Genomic DNA, 14,741 nt, shown 5'->3' with positions numbered 1-14,741 from the left:
GCATTCCATCGCGTTATGAGAAGGTGCCGAGCATGACAAAGCCGTCGCGCAGACCAGGCATAACCGGTTACCGCAAGCGCACAAAGCGCGCCAGGCGAGGGTGGATTGGCCTATCATCAGCGCCTTTCTTCCTGATGACTGATCCCGATGACTGCTACCGGCCTGCCCGCTGAACTTAACAACGCTGACATGCTCGAAATCGATGGCTTGCATGCCTTTGATTTCACTTCCGACGACAAAGGCCTGCGCATTACCTGCATGGACGGCCGCGCCGAAAAGCGCTGGTCGTTCAGCCTGATGCAGGTGCAGGCGGCAACCTTTGACGACGCCTTGCAAAGCTGGACCCTCACCGGTGATTCGGGCGAACACCGCCTGGTGTGCATGAGCGCCTTCACCGGCAACAATAATGACGAGGAAGACGAGCATGATGATGCGTAAATTCTGGCCGCTGCTAATGGCCGGCAGTGTCGGTGCCATGTCGGCGCAGGCCGCGCCGACAGACACCTATGAACTGTTGGTGGGCAGCTACACCGCCGGCTCCAGCGAAGGCATTTACCGCCTGCAATTCGACAGCCGCACCGGGCAGTTCCAGGGCAAACCTGTGCTGGCGGCCAAGGCCGCTAACCCGTCGTGGCTGACGGTGTCCAAGGACCAGAAGCGGCTGTTTGTGGTCAATGAAAATGGCCCCGGCCAGAAGGACGCGGTGGGGCGCGTGAGCAGCTACGCCATCGACCCGAAAAATCACCAGCTCACACTGATCAACCAAGTGCAGAGCCTGGGCAACGAGCCGACCCACTCCAGCGTCGCCGCAGACGGTCGTCACCTGTTCGTCGCCAACTATTCCGTACTGGAAGACCCAGGCGGCAGCCTGGCGATCCTGCCGGTGGACGCCACTGGCAAGTTATCCGCACCGGTGCAGTTGAGCGGGCACCCGGCCAGTCGGGTCAACCCGCAGCGCCAGGCCTCCAACCATGTGCACGCGGTGGTGTCGTCGCCGGACGGGAAGTACGTGTTCGCCAATGACCTGGGGGCGGACAAGATTTTTGTCTACCGCTACGACCCCAAGGCCAACCATGAACTGCCCCTGACCCCGGCCGACCCGGCCTCGGTGGCATTGCCGCCGGGCAGCGGCCCGCGCCATTTGCTGTTCAGCGCCGATGGCAAGCACGCCTGGCTGACCACCGAGATGAGCGCTCAGGTCGCGGTGTTCGATTACGCCGACGGCAAACTCACGCAAACCCAACTGGTCGACTTCGCCGCCGGGCAACCGGTGTCCGACAAGGCCGGCGCGGCGCTGCATGCTTCCAGTGACGGCAAGTTCCTGTACGTGAGCAACCGCGGCACCGCCAACCAGATCATCGTGTTTGGCGTGGACCCTGTCACCGCGCACCTCACCGAGCTGCAACGCCGCAGCGTGGAAGGTGACCATCCGCGCGAATTCAGCCTGGACCCGAGCGGTAAGTTCCTGCTGATCGCCAACCAGAAAAGCAATGAAATCGTGGTGGCCGAGCGCGACCCCAAGACCGGCCTGCTGGGTAAAACCGTGCAGAAATTGCCGATCGATGCACCCAGCGATCTCAAATTCCTGGTGCGTCAATAAGCCACAGGCCCCGTACGCCGGGGCCTGAGCTTTTGTATTAATTGCATTAATAGCGGCTACTGTTTCAAAGCATTTCTAAGGTTTAACCCTCGGGCGTAAGTTTGGTTCCAAGGCCTTCACCGGCCACTCAACCAACCGTACACAAGGGTTACCGACATGAATTTGAACCTGTTCTCCATCATCGCCGCTTCCGCTGTTTCCGCCACCGTAGCCTTGCCGGCGGCCGCCAGCGTGGAAGTCGCCGGTCGCAAGTCCAGCACCAGTGCCTACACTCAGAAATACCTGCAACAAAGCGCCAACTTCTATGCCGCGCTGGATCACAAAACTCAACACTGAGCCCTGCACAGCAGCAGACGCCAAACCACTGGAACGTCGATCGGCGTTCGAGTGGTTTGGCGTTTTTGCCTGGGGTGAAAAAAGCCGCTGTAATATCACATTGCCATGTGTTTAAATTTGACGCTCAACTTTTGACGCGCCCATTCCTGGAAACGACAGCATGGCCCTTCGACTCGCTGCAGCAATCCTGTTTCTGTATTCCGCCCCGATCCTGTCCTCCGTGCAGCCCCTGGAAGGCGAGCCGGAAGTGGCTCATGAGCGATTGTTGAATTTGGCCCAGGGCTAACGCGCTGGCACACCTTACGCCTTGGCCATCACGCCGATAAACAAGGGCGATTGCAGGAACTCATCCAGCCATTGCTGCAAGCGCGGGTAGGGCGCACGGGCAAACCAATCGCGGTCTACGTGGGCGAACTGACGCACGAACGGCGCCAGCGCCATGTCCGCCAGGCTGAGGTGCTCGGCCAGTAAGTAGGCGCGCTCAGCCAGCAAACCTTCCAGAGTGTGCAAGAACACTGCGCCTTCGGCCCGATAGTGTTCCATCGGGTATTCCGGGTAGCGTTCGGCGTATTTGTAGCGATTCAAGCAATGCTTGAACCCGCCGTCATTCTCGGCAATCAGCGCCAGCACCGCCGGGTCGCCGCCCAGCAACCAATCGTCGGGATCGTGCTGGGCCAGGGCCCACTGCATGATCGCCAGGCTTTCGTCGATCACCTGGCCGTCCACACTCAACACCGGCACCGTGCCCTTGGGCGAGAGTGTCAGCATCTCTAGCGGCTTGGCCTTCAAGCTCACCTCGACAATGCGCACCGCTACGCCGCTGTAGCGCAACGCCAGCCGCGCGCGCATGGCGTAGGGGCAGCGGCGGAACGAGTACAGCAACGCTTCGCTCATTTGACCTCCAAGGTGCTCAGGCCATTGCCCTGACGCTTGACCTGGATCTGCACCGGGATGCGTTCATGCATTTCCTGGACGTGGGAAATCACGGCGACTTTGCGCCCCTGGGCCTGCAAACCGTCCAGCGCGTCCATGGCCAATTGCAGGGATTCGGGGTCGAGGCTGCCGAAGCCTTCGTCGATAAACAACGACTCAATCTTCAAGGTACTGGACGCCATCGACGCCAGCCCCAGGGCCAGGGCCAGCGACACCAGAAAGGTCTCGCCGCCGGACAGCGAATGCACCGAGCGCAGTTCATCGCCCATTTCGGTGTCGAGCACCAACAGACCGAGCATGCTGCCGCCGCGCTTGAGGCGGTAGCGCCGCACCAGCTGGCGCAGCTGCACGTTGGCGTGATGCACCAGCAGATCCAGGTTGTAGGCCTGGGCGATCTTGCGGAAGGTGTCGCCGGTGGCCGAACCGATCAGGGCATTCAGCCGGGCCCAGCGTTGCCATTCTTCATAGGCCTTGGCGATCTGCTCGGCCAGCACGTTGTTGGCCTGTTGGCGACGTTGGTCTTCGGCCTGGCGCGCGCGCAGTTCGGCGCACTGCTTCTCCGCATCGGCCAGTTGCTGGCTGAGCGCGGCGAGGTGGTTGTCCAACTGTTCGGCGTCGAGGTTGCCATTGTGCAGGGCCTGGTGTTCAGCCAAGCGTTGTTCGCGCTCTTGCAGCAAGACCTTGGCTTGCTCCACGGCTTTTTCGCTGGTTTGCAGGCGCTGACGCAGTGCGCTGACCTGCGTGTCATCCATGGCCAGCAAGCGAGTGAGACCGGCATCGTCCAGTTCCGGGTGCGATGCACGCCATTGGCTCAGGCGCGCATCGAGCGCCTGTTGTTCGGTGTGCAGCGCCTGTTGGCGTGCCTGCCAAGCCTTAAGGTCGGCGGCCAGTTGGATCAAGGTGGTGCGGGTGTCTTGGAGTTGCTGGTTGGCGTCGCTCTCGCTCTGACGCGCCTGCGCCACCGCTTGCTCCAGCTGCTGCTGCCAGTGTTCCGCGCTGGTGTGGGGGCCCAGCAGCTCGGCGAGGGCTTGCGCGGCGGCCTGTTGCTGGCGGGTCAGTTCGGCCACTTGCTGGCTCAGCGCCTCCAATTGCGCCTGACGATGCTGTTGATGGGTCTGTTCTTTTTCGATGACCTGCTGACGTTCCTGTTGTTCTTCGCGTTCATCCCGTTGATGGCCTAACTGTTCCAGGCGCTGGCTGACCTGTTGATCGAGCTGCATAAAGGTCGCGGCGGGATCGTTGCGCAGGCCGTCCAGGGTGTCGGCGGGCAACAGGCTGGCGAATGCGTTGAGTTCCTGTTCCAGGCGCTCGTGGTCATTGGCCAGTTCGCGCTGCTGGTCGAGCCATTGCTGACGGGCCTGTTGGCTCGCGTCCTGGGCCGCTTGCAGTTGCTGCTGCAGGCGCCCGGCGTTCTGTTGCAGGTTGAGCAGGGCGCTCTGGCGCTGCTCGTCCTGGCTGATGCTCTGGCCGAGCTGAGCCAGTTGGGTCGCCAGCCAGGGGCTGCGTTGGGGGGCGTCCTGATTGAACAGCGCGGTGCTCAGCGGGTGGGCGTCCAGGCTTGGCTTCAGCGCCAGTTGTTGCGCGGCTAACTGCTCCTGCTGGTGCAGAAACTCCTTTTGCTGGGCGATCAAACCGCCCACTTCGCCCCGCAGCTCGGTGAGTTTCTCCTTGAGTGCATCCACCGCCTGTTGCGCCGTGGCTTGCTCGTTGTCGTCATGCCGGCCAAGGCTGTGCAGCAACGCTTCGGGTTGGTGATAGGGGTGCTCATGACTGCCGCACACCGGACACGGCTGGCCGTCCTGCAATTGTGCGCGCAACTCTTCGACGCTGGCGCTGCGGGCCAGGCGCTGACGTTCCAGCAGTTGCTGGGTCACCGTCAGCGTCTGCTCGGCCACGCTCAGATCGGCCTTGGCTTGCAGGCCGGCCTGGTTCAGTAGTTCGCGTCGCTGTTGGGCGTCGGCAAGTTTCTGGGTGAGGGTGGCGGCCTGCTGATCCAGCTGCTGCTGACTGTCCCACAGCCGCGTCAGGTCTTCGACGGCGCGTTGCTGCTTGCGATTGTCCTGCAACAGGCTGGCGAGCAGTTGGATCTGCTCGGCCACCGCCTGGGGCTCGGCGCCGGCTTCCTGGTACAGCAGGGCCAAGGCGTCGCGCTGACCGGTAAAGGCTTCGGCGGTGGTGTTGGCGCGGTGTTCCAGTTGTGCCAGTTCGGCCTGGCCTTTGTTCAGGCGATTGCCGATCAGCATCAAGTGTTGCAGGCGGTCGCGGTAAGCGGTCCAGGCATCGGCCAGGGGCGCCAGCGCGGCGCTGCGCTCAAGGTCGTCGGCCAGGCTTTGCAGGCGCTCGGCAACTTCGGCCTGTTTGGCCTGCAACGCGCTGAGGCGCGCTTGGCCTTCGGCGCTGGCGGCGGACTGTTGCTGCTGGTCGGCGCTGTGCTTGGCCAGGTCTTTAGTCAAATGGGCGAGGCTGTTTTGCCCGTCGAAGGCCTGGCGCAGCAAGGGTACGGCGTCGCTCTGGGCTTGCAGCGCGGCCTCCAATGCGGCGTGGGCACTGGCTTGCTGCTGTTGGGCCTGGTCCTGACGCGTCAGCAACTGGGCCTGCTGCGCGATGTGCTGCTGAATCTGCGCGGCCAGCGGGGTGAGTTCCGTGGCCAGCTCGGTCTGGCGGGCGAAGTGATGACGTTGGGGCGCCAGTTGCTCCAAGCGGCTGAGGTCTTCGCGCTGCGCGCCCAGGCTGTCCCAGTCGGCCTGGGCCTGTTGCAGCTGTTGCGTGGCGTCGAGCTGGCGCTCCTGCCATTCGCGCAGTTCCTTGAGCCAGGTGTGCTGCGCTTCCAGTTGCTTGAGCTGGGCTTGCTGCGCCTTGAGCTGCTGCTGAGCCTCGGCCAGTTGCCGGTCCAGTTCGGCGCGGTCTTCGGCGCTCAGCGGCACCACGCCCACGGCCTGGTCTTGCAGCTGTTTGTGCGCGTCCCTGGCCTCCTTGGCCTTGTCGAAGGCGCGGCGGCCGAGCTGGGTGTACAGCGCCGTGTCAGTGAGTTTTTCCAGCAGCTCGCTGCGCTCGTTGTCGTTGGCCTTGAGGAACGCGCTGAACTCGCTCTGCGCCAGCAACACGGCGCGGGTGAACTGTTCGAAATTCAAGCCCAGGGCCAGTTCCAACTGGGTTTTGTATTCGGTTTTCTGGCTGGCCAACAGTTGCTCGCTGTCCAGATCGATCAGGCTTTGCCGGCTGTTCTGCAACTTGCCGCTGGCCTTGTCGCGGGCGCGATTGGCCTCCCAGCGCGCCCGATAGCGACGGCCGCTGACGCCGACAAAATCCACCTCGGCATAGCCGCCGCCGGTACCGCGCCGGAGCAGGGTGCGCGGGTCACCGATGGAAATATCGCTTTCGGCATCTGGCATCTTCGCCTGGCCAGTGTCGCCCAGGCGCGGCACTGCGCCAAACAGCGCCAGGCACAGCGCATCGAGCAAGGTGCTCTTGCCGGCGCCGGTCGGCCCGGTGATTGCGAACAACCCGGCACTAGCCAGGGGCTCGGCGGTGAAGTCGATCTCGAACGGGCCGGCCAGGGACGCGAGGTTTTTCAGGCGAATGGCGAGGATTTTCATGGCTGCTCCTCCTGCTGTTGCACTTCCTGGAGCAACATGGCGAAGTCCTTCAAGGTCTGTTCATCCACTTCACTGCCATAGCTGTCCTGCCAGGCGCGGCTGAACAACTCCTGGGGCGTCAGTTGGTCGAGTTCGATCAGGCGCTCGTCGTCACTTTCATTGCCACTGCGGATACCGGCGTATTCGGCGGCGATACGCACCAGACGCACGGCCTTGCCTTGCAGGGCGCTTTCGATCTGTTGGCGCAGGTCCGGCTGCGGCTCGTCGAGGCGCACGCGCACTTCGAGCCAGGGGTGGCGCTGGGTTTCGGCCAGCAGATCGATGTCGGGCAGATCGGCGAGTTGCTTGAGGATATCCGCCAGCGGTGCGGCATCCAGGCGTTGCAGCTCCACAGAGCGAGGGATCAGGATCGGTTCTACGCCCACCAGGCATTGGCCCTGGAAGGTCACATCGAGAATCTGGTGTTTGTAGCCGATCTCGGAAAACGACAACGGAATCGGCGAGCCGCTGTAGCGAATGCGCTCTTCGCCATTGACCTTTTGCGGCTTGTGCAAATGGCCCAGGGCAACATAGCCGACACTGTTGTCGAACAGGCTGGCGGGCAGCGCCTCGGCATTGCCGATGATCAGGCTGCGCTCGGAGTCCTCCGACACCGAACCGCCGGCCATATGCGCATGGCTGATAGCGATCAGCGCCTGGCCTTTTTTGCGTTTGGCATTGGCGGCGGCGATCAGCTTCTCATGCACCTGGCCGATGCCGCGCAGGTAGTCGTCGCCCAACTGCGCGCCGGTCACCTCCGCCGGGCGCAGAAACGGCAACGCCAGGCACCACGCGGCAATCTTGCCTTTGGCGTTCGGCAGCGGAATCAGCAGGCGTTCGGCATCCAATTGCCCGTCATCGAGCCACAACACGCGGCCGAGGGCATGGGTGCGCAAGCGCCGCATCAACGGCGCCGGCAGCTCGATGCGCGAGCCGGAATCGTGGTTGCCGGCGATCATCACAATGGTCAGGTCGGGGTTTTGTTCATGGGCGCTGATGATGAAGTCATACAGCCGCTCCTGGGCCTTGAGGGGCGGGTTGACCGTATCGAAGATATCGCCAGCGATCAGCAGCGCATCGGGATGCTGAGTGCCGATCTGGCGCAGCAGCCACTCAAGGAAACAGGCATGTTCGAAGTCGCGTTCCTGGCCATGGAGGTTTTGGCCCAGGTGCCAGTCGGAGGTGTGGAACAGACGCAAGGCGAACTCCGTGGGGTAGAGAGAAAGGAGGGGAGTTTACCTGCATTGCCAACCCGTTGCTCCAAACCAGGCAGATCCACTGTGGGAGGGGCTATTTGGGATACAACGGCGGCAAACTGGTGGTGTCCGTCGCCGGGTCCGCTTCACGTTCAGCCATGGGGATGGCCTTGATCGCGCGCCACAAGTCTTCGCCCAGCCAGTACTGGCCGCTTTCGCTGTAGAGCGCACCGTTCAAGCCATCCAACGCATCCGACAGCGGTACGAAGCGCGCGGCCATGTCGGCCAGGGTTTCCGGTTGTTGCCGCGCCCAGGCATCCAGCGCCTGGCGGGTCGCCTGCGGGTCGTTGGCCTGGGTGGCGCGTTTGAGGTCGTCGAGCAACGTGCGCGGGCTGGGACCGGTTTGCGCCGCGCGTTGCACCGCTGGTTGTCGGCGGGCGCGCCACCACAGGCCGAAGCCCAGCAAGGTGGTGCAGGCCAGCAGCAAAGTGCTCAGTTGCCACAGCCACAGGCGGCTATCGTCCGGAGCAGTGATGATGGTGGGGGTGGCGGGGGTGTCCACCATCAGGCTCGGGTTATTGGCCACCTGCAGGGTGCGCGCCGGCAGGCTGGTGCGCTCCAGGTGGTCCTCATGGGTGTTCCACCAAACCACATCGACGGCGGGCAGCTCCAGTGCGCCGGCGCGGCTGGGCACCAGGGCTTCGCGGTCTTCGCGGCTGCCGATCAGGCCGCGGTCGCTGGTCTGGTTGCCGAGCACCGGTTGATCCGGGTAGCGACGCAGGCCGCTGATTTCTGTGCTGGGCAGGGCCGGCAGTTGTGCGCTGGAGAGGCCCTCGGCCTTGACCGTGAGGCTGCGGGTCAGGGAGTCGCCGACCTGCACCTGTTGCGGCTCGGGGTTCCAGCTTTCGCTCAGGGTCAGGCTACGGGCCGGCAGCCACGGGGCATTGGCCGGGTAGAGCGCCGGTTTGGGCTTGACGGTCAATTGCAGAGGCGCGGAGCTGACGTGGATCAGCTTGCCCGGCTTGGTGCCTTGCAGCGTATTTTCCTGAGGCGGGCGTGATTCAACCAGGGTGGCGCTGAAGGTCTGCGCACCGACCTCCAGGCTGCCGCTGTGCTGCGGGTAGATCGCATAGCGGGTTTCGATCACGCCATGACGGATGCTGTTGATGACTTTTTCATAGGTGCGCGATTCCCCCAGTTGCTCGACGCGGGCATCGGCGATCTGTAACGGTGTAAGGCTGCTGTCGTCATACAGCGACACCGAGTGGTACACGCGCACGGTCAACAGCGCCTGGGCCTGAACGTACACACTGGACTGGTCGAGGTTGGCTTCGACGAATACCGGCGCCAGTTCCGCGCTGGTGTTCTGGCTGGCGGTTTCGATCACTTGCAGGGTAATCGGCTGGGTCTGAAGCTCGCCCACTTGAAGCGGTGGGATCACCACGGTGCCGTTTTCCTTGGGCAGCAAGGTGATGATCCAGCGCGTGGTGGCGTGGTTGTCGCCGCCCAGGGTGGTGAGCTGGTTGATCTGCCGCGTGCCGCTGACTTCAAACTGCGCATCCAGGGGCGACAGGTCGGGCTTGCCGAACTGTGTGACATCGCTGGATTCCACCGTCAGTTCCACCGTTTCCCCGGAATTGAGGCGGCTGCGGTCAACGCTGGCGACCAGGTTCGCCGCCTGGGCGGTGCTGGCCGACAACGCGAGCAGAAGCAGAAGGGTGGGGCGGCTCATCGAGTCTTGTCCTGATGTTGTTGCTGTTCGTACCAGAATTTACGCCGCAGCAGTTCGCCGGGGTTATCCGGGATCTGCCGCAGCCATTGTTCCAGGGCCTGGCGCTGTTCATCCAAACTGGCATCGGTGCGGCGCAGCGGTGGGGTCGTGGTTTGTTCGTCGCCCAACTCGCTGCCCGGGACTTCATTGCCGCCGCTAGGCGGTTTGGCGCTGGCCTGGGGATCGCCGCTGCCGGCTTCGCCCTGGCCCTGAGGGGATGCTTCGCCGCCGGTGCCGGTTTGCCCGTCGGCGCCCGGTTGCGCAGTCTGGCCCGGTTGATGGGGTTCGTCATCTGGATTTTCCGCTGGTGACTCGGGCTTTTGCTCGGCCTGCGCCTGGGCCTGTTCCTGTATCAAGGCCTCCACCAGGGCTTTGTTTTTCAACGCTGGATGCAGATCGGGTTGGGCTTCCAGCGCCTGGTCGTAGGCGTCCAGCGCCGCCTCCAGCTCGCCGGCCTTGGCCAGGGCATTACCACGATTGTAGTGAGCATAGGCGTCATTGCTCTGGGCAAAGCGCTTGGCCGCCTCGGCGTAGTTGCCGGCTTGGTAAAGCGCCACGCCCTGCCACTGCGGGTCTTCGAAGCGCTCGGCGGCCTGGGCCGGGCGTTGTTTCTTGAGCAGGTATTGGCCTTGCTGGTCGGGGCGCAGCCACAGATCCGTCAACTCAAACGCGTAACTGGGTTGCGGTGCGCTCAGCAGTAATAAAGGCAGGCAGAACAGCCAGCCGCGGCGACCGGCGCAGGCCGCCAGTAGCAGCAATGGCAGCAGCAGCCAGTAACCCTGGTCGGCCCAGGTATCCAGGCGCAGGCGTTGCCCGTCGTCGCGCAAGGTCTGCGGCGCATCCAGCATGCCGAGTTGGCGCAGGTCTTTATCATCCAGCCGCGCGGCGCGGTAACGGCCGCCCATTTCACTGGCGAACGCCTTGAGGGTCGGGCTGTCCAGGCGCGGCACCAGGATCGCGCCTTGTTCATCCTTGAGGAACTCGCCGTTCTCTTGGGTCACCGGGGTGCCCTCGCGGCTGCCGATGCCAAGGATCGACAGGCTCGGCGCCTGGGCACTTTGCAGCAGCAGACGGATGCCTTGGCGTTCCTGCTTGGACAGCGACGAGCCGATCAGCAACAGCCGTCCTTGGCCCAGGCCGGCCTGGTTCAGCAAGCCCAGGGCTTTTTCCACGGCCAGGTCGGCACGATGGCCGGGCTCGGGCATGATCGAGGGGCGCAAGGCTTCCAGCAGGTTGCCGCTGGTGGCCAGGTCGTCCGACAGCGGCACCAGGGTGTGGGCACTGCCGGCGTACACCACGATGGCGGTCTGCGCGTCGCTGCGGGCCTGCAACAAGTCATACAGCTTGCGGCGCGCCTGCTCCAGGCGGTTCGGCGGGCTGTCGGTGGCAAGCATTTCCGGGGTCAATTCCAGCAGCACCACCAAGGGGTCGGATGGTTTCTGGCTGGACTGCTCCACCCGTTGCCAACTGGGGCCGAGCAAAGCCAATAGCGCCAGCAGCCAGGCGATACCGAGCACCACCCACGGCGATTTGCTTTCGCGCCCGTTGCCGCCGCTGAGCAGCACCCCATGGAAGGCCGGCGGCAGGATCATCTGCCAGCGCCCGGCGCGTTTTTGCCGATGCCACAGTTGCCACAGCAACCAGCCGAGCAGCGGCAGCAGCAATAGCCACCAGGGGCGGAACCAGTGCGGCCATAGGTCGATCATCGACGCCTCCGCAAACGCAGGCGTTTAAGGCGTTGGCGCCATTGCGGCTTGGGTTGCAGGAACATGCCCTTGCTCGCCAACTTGTCGAACCCGCGTTGCAACGCGTTATCCGGCCAGCGCTCCTGGATCACCAGCAACAGGCTCAAAATCAGCGCCAGTGCCAACGGCGCGCTGTACAGCGCCAGTGCCGGGCGGGCCTGGGTCGGTTGCTGCTCGACCGGTTCGAGGGTGTCCAGGGTCTCTTTGATGGCTAGCAGCTCTGCACCGTCGCGGGCCCGGAAGTACTGACCGCCAGTGGCCTCGGCAATCGCTTTGAGCGCCGGTTCGTCGAGGTCCAGGCTTGGGTTGACCCCAAGGATGCCCAGCGACCCGGTTTGTTCGGGGTCGGCGCCGATGCCGATGGGGTAGATCTTCACGCCTTCTTCGGCGGCCAGGCGCGCCGCGGTCAACGGGTCGATCTGCCCGGCGTTGTTGGCGCCGTCGGTGACCAGGATCAACACGCGGCTCTGGGCCGGGCGCTGGCGCAGACGTTTCAAGGCCAGGCCGATGGCATCGCCGATGGCGGTGTTTTTGCCGGCAATGCCGATGCGCGCTTCATCCAGCCAGGCGCGCACGGTGCGGCGGTCGAAGGTCAGTGGCGCCTGTAAATATGCCTGGCTGCCGAACAGGATCAGGCCCACGCGGTCGCCTTCGCGGCTCTCCAGAAAGTCGCCGAGCAGGTGCTGGACGAGGTTCAGGCGGCTGATGTCTTCGTCCTGCCAGTGCATATCGGGGAAATCCATGGAGCCCGACACATCCACCGCCACCAACAGGTCGCGCCCACTGGCGGCGATCGGCAGCGGTTCGCCGAGCCATTCGGGGCGCGCGGCGGCGGTCAACAGTAACAGCCACAACACTACGAACGGTGCCTGTTGGCGCCAGCCCGGCAGGTTGGAGCGCGCGCGCCGGCGGGCCAAGCTTTCGAGGTCGCTGAGGTAGCTGACTTTCAGCGCCGGTTCGCCGCTGTCGGCGGCGGGCAAGACTTGGCGCATCAGCCAGGGCAGCGGCAGCAGGAGGAAGATCCACGGCCAGGCGAACTCAAACATGTTTGCGAATCCAGGTGTCGACGGCTTGGGTCAGACCGGCGATGGCCTTGTCGTCGAGTTTGCATTCGGGTTTGTAGGCGCCTTCCACCAATACCATCCAGCGCGTCAGGCCGGCGGCGGGGCAGCGGTTGTCGAGGAACGCCAGCCATTTGCGGCCGTTGAGGGTGTGGCTCTGGCTGTAGGGGTAGTCGTTGCGGCACAGGCGCTTGAGCAGGCCATTAAGTTGTTGCAGCCAAGCCCCGGCGGGCGCGCCGTCGTAGGGTTTGGGCATCAGCGCTAATTCGGCGAGGGCGGCGATGCGTAAAGGGTCCAGCGGTTGTTCGGCACGCACCACCGGGCGGCGCGTTGGCAGAAAGCGGCGCAGCGACCACGCGCCCCAGCCAAGCAGCGGAATCAGCAACAACAGCAGCCACCAACCCGGTGCGGGCGGCCAAAAACCTATGGCCGGCGGGGCGATCAGCGGTTGCAGTTGCTCAAGGCTGCTCATTGCTTTTTAACCGGGCGTTGTGGGTTGAGGTATTCGCGCAACTGCTCGACCATTTCGCTCTGGGTGCTCAACGGCATCAGCAGTACCCGCAGTTTCTGCGCGAGTAACTCCCAGCGCGCACTGCGGGCTTCGGCCTGGGCCTTGTAGGCTTGACGCAGGTCGTAATTGAGGGTGTCCAGTTCCAGTTGCGCGCCCCGCTCGGCGAAGCGCAGCAGCCCGGCGGCAGGCAGCGCATGGTCGAGGGGATCGGAGATCGGCAACAGCAGCAGGTCGCAATGGCGCGACAGCAGGCTCAATTGCTGCTCGGCGCCTTCGCTCAGCGCGCGTTCGTCACAGATCACGATCACCAGGCTGCCGGGGCGCAGGACTTCACGGCCACGGCGCAGGGCCATGCCCAGGGCGTCGGCCTCGGGGCGGGTGTCGGTGTTTAAGCTCTGGTTGACCCGCACCAGGCGGTTGAGCAATTGCAGCAGGCTTTGCTTGCTGCGGCGCGGCTTGATTTCGTAGTGCTCGTTGTCGCCGAACACCAGCCCGCCGACCCGGTCGTTATGCCCCAGCGCCGCCCAACCGATCAGGCTGGCGGCCTGGGCGGCGAGGACCGATTTGAACATCTGGCCGGAGCCGAAAAACAGCCGGCAGCTTTGCTCCACCATGATGAAAATCGGGCGTTCGCGCTCTTCGTGGAACAGCTTGGTGTGCGGTTCCTGCGTGCGCGCCGTGACGCGCCAGTCGATGGTACGCACGTCGTCGCCGGCCTGGTACACGCGCACCTGGTCGAAGTCCACGCCGCGTCCGCGCAGCTTGGAATGGTGCAGGCCGATCAGCGGGCTGCGTTGGCTGGGCGTGGAAAACAGCTGCACCTCGCGCACGCGGTGGCGCATCTCAATCAGCTCGCTGAGCGTGACGCGGATTCCATCGCTGGCATTCATCGATTTCAAGCGACGGCAACGACGTCGAGAATGCGTTGCACCACGCGGTCCTGATCGATCCCGGCGGCTTCGGCCTCGAACGACAGGATGATGCGGTGGCGCAGCACGTCGAACAGCACCGCCTGGATGTCTTCGGGGCTGACAAAGTCGCGCCCGGCCAGCCAGGCATGGGCGCGTGCGCAGCGATCCAGGGCGATAGAACCGCGCGGGCTGGCGCCATAGGCGATCCACTCGGCCATTTCCGGGTCGAACTTGGCTGGGGTACGCGTGGCCATGACCAACTGCACCAGGTATTCCTCCACCGCGTCGGCCATGTACAGGCCGAGGATTTCCTTGCGCGCGGCAAAGATCGCCTGCTGGCTGACGCGCCGCTCGGGCTTGGTTTCGCCGTTGAGCGCTTCGCCACGGGCCTGCTGCAAGATGCGCCGTTCCACGGTGGCGTCGGGAAAGCCGATTTTGACGTGCATCAGGAATGGGCTTCGGGCAGTGGATAGGTACCTTCCTGCTCGATGGGGTTCTGCGTGGCCATCACCAGGAACAACGGCGACAGGTCGTAGGTGCTTCGGCCTACGCTGACTTGGCGCTCGGCCATGGCTTCAAGCAGCGCCGATTGCACCTTGGCCGGCGCGCGGTTGATCTCGTCCGCCAGCACCAGGTTGTGGAAGATCGGCCCTTGCTGGAACACAAAACTGCCGGTTTCCGGGCGATAGATTTCGGTGCCGGTGATGTCGGCGGGCAACAGGTCGGGGGTGAACTGAATACGATGGAACTGCGCTTCGATGCCTTCGGCCAACTCTTTGATGGCCTTGGTCTTGGCCAGGCCCGGCGCGCCTTCAACCAGCATATGACCGTCGGCGAGCAGGGCGATGAGCAGGCGCTCGATGAGCTTTTCCTGGCCGAGAATCTGCGTAGAAAGAAAGGTTCGCAGCGCGAGCAGCGCTTCACGATGTTCCATCGATGACGGTTCCTGGAAAGATGAGCCCGCGTGCTAAGAAACAAACACCGGGCTGGGGGGCACTACTTTAATGCATCGAGGGGCGTGGCGACTAACGGCGTAACGGGT

12 protein-coding genes and 1 pseudogene are annotated in these 14,741 nt (G+C 64.0%); 4 read left to right on the top strand and 9 right to left on the bottom strand.

Annotated elements, in window-relative coordinates; translation table 11 throughout:
• Positions 1-147 precede the first annotated feature (147 nt).
• The 4 genes from ABX75_RS17715 to ABX75_RS29740 all read left to right on the top strand — a co-directional run bounded on the left by ABX75_RS17715 (position 148) and on the right by ABX75_RS29740 (position 2,222).
• Positions 148-438: a DUF5629 family protein gene (locus ABX75_RS17715; protein ID WP_034098244.1), complete on the top strand. Its 291-nt coding sequence runs from the start codon at positions 148-150 to the stop codon at positions 436-438.
• Positions 425-1,600: a lactonase family protein gene (locus tag ABX75_RS17710; protein WP_047882362.1), complete on the top strand. Its 1,176-nt coding sequence runs from the start codon at positions 425-427 to the stop codon at positions 1,598-1,600. Before ABX75_RS17715 ends, ABX75_RS17710 begins: the two co-directional genes overlap by 14 nt.
• A 156-nt stretch (positions 1,601-1,756) precedes the next feature.
• Positions 1,757-1,936 carry a hypothetical protein gene (locus ABX75_RS17705; protein ID WP_034098240.1) on the top strand — a complete coding sequence of 60 codons (180 nt, stop codon included), beginning with the start codon at positions 1,757-1,759 and terminating at the stop codon, positions 1,934-1,936.
• A 160-nt stretch (positions 1,937-2,096) separates the two neighbouring features.
• Positions 2,097-2,222 carry a hypothetical protein gene (locus tag ABX75_RS29740; RefSeq protein ID WP_256203866.1) on the top strand — a complete coding sequence of 42 codons (126 nt, stop codon included), beginning with the start codon at positions 2,097-2,099 and terminating at the stop codon, positions 2,220-2,222.
• 14 nt (positions 2,223-2,236) lie between these two features.
• On the opposite strand, the gene ABX75_RS17700 is transcribed toward ABX75_RS29740, so the two are convergent.
• The 9 genes and pseudogenes from ABX75_RS17700 to ABX75_RS17660 form a co-directional block, all read right to left on the bottom strand.
• Positions 2,237-2,830 carry a glutathione S-transferase gene (locus ABX75_RS17700; RefSeq protein WP_047882361.1) on the bottom strand — a complete coding sequence of 198 codons (594 nt, stop codon included), beginning with the start codon at positions 2,828-2,830 and terminating at the stop codon, positions 2,237-2,239.
• Positions 2,827-6,465 carry an AAA family ATPase gene (locus tag ABX75_RS17695; RefSeq protein ID WP_047882360.1) on the bottom strand — a complete coding sequence of 1,213 codons (3,639 nt, stop codon included), beginning with the start codon at positions 6,463-6,465 and terminating at the stop codon, positions 2,827-2,829. Before ABX75_RS17695 ends, ABX75_RS17700 begins: the two co-directional genes overlap by 4 nt.
• Positions 6,462-7,703, bottom strand: coding sequence for an exonuclease SbcCD subunit D C-terminal domain-containing protein (locus tag ABX75_RS17690; RefSeq protein ID WP_047882359.1), 1,242 nt, complete (start codon positions 7,701-7,703; stop codon positions 6,462-6,464). Before ABX75_RS17690 ends, ABX75_RS17695 begins: the two co-directional genes overlap by 4 nt.
• 91 nt (positions 7,704-7,794) lie before the next feature.
• The gene (locus ABX75_RS17685; RefSeq protein WP_034113902.1) at positions 7,795-9,432 is read right to left on the bottom strand and encodes a BatD family protein; all 1,638 of its coding nucleotides are present in this window, start codon (positions 9,430-9,432) and stop codon (positions 7,795-7,797) included.
• Positions 9,429-11,177 carry a tetratricopeptide repeat protein gene (locus ABX75_RS17680; protein WP_047882358.1) on the bottom strand — a complete coding sequence of 583 codons (1,749 nt, stop codon included), beginning with the start codon at positions 11,175-11,177 and terminating at the stop codon, positions 9,429-9,431. The genes ABX75_RS17685 and ABX75_RS17680 overlap by 4 nt, the downstream gene beginning before the upstream one ends.
• The gene (locus ABX75_RS17675) at positions 11,174-12,262 is read right to left on the bottom strand and encodes a VWA domain-containing protein (protein WP_034098229.1); all 1,089 of its coding nucleotides are present in this window, start codon (positions 12,260-12,262) and stop codon (positions 11,174-11,176) included. The genes ABX75_RS17680 and ABX75_RS17675 overlap by 4 nt, the downstream gene beginning before the upstream one ends.
• On the bottom strand, positions 12,255-12,749 hold the full coding sequence (locus ABX75_RS17670) for a DUF4381 domain-containing protein (RefSeq protein ID WP_034098227.1): 495 nt from the start codon (positions 12,747-12,749) through the stop codon (positions 12,255-12,257). Before ABX75_RS17670 ends, ABX75_RS17675 begins: the two co-directional genes overlap by 8 nt.
• Entirely contained in the window at positions 12,746-13,678 is a 933-nt protein-coding gene (locus tag ABX75_RS17665) for a DUF58 domain-containing protein (RefSeq protein ID WP_034098225.1), read from the bottom strand. Before ABX75_RS17665 ends, ABX75_RS17670 begins: the two co-directional genes overlap by 4 nt.
• 5 nt (positions 13,679-13,683) lie before the next feature.
• Positions 13,684-14,633, bottom strand: a pseudogene (locus tag ABX75_RS17660) (AAA family ATPase).
• Positions 14,634-14,741 lie beyond the last annotated feature (108 nt).

The organism is Pseudomonas sp. ARP3, assembly GCF_001029595.1.
GTDB lineage: Bacteria > Pseudomonadota > Gammaproteobacteria > Pseudomonadales > Pseudomonadaceae > Aquipseudomonas > Aquipseudomonas rhodesiae.
The sequence above is the reverse complement of the archived record's forward strand: the minus strand, read 5'-3'. Positions and strand labels throughout refer to the sequence as shown.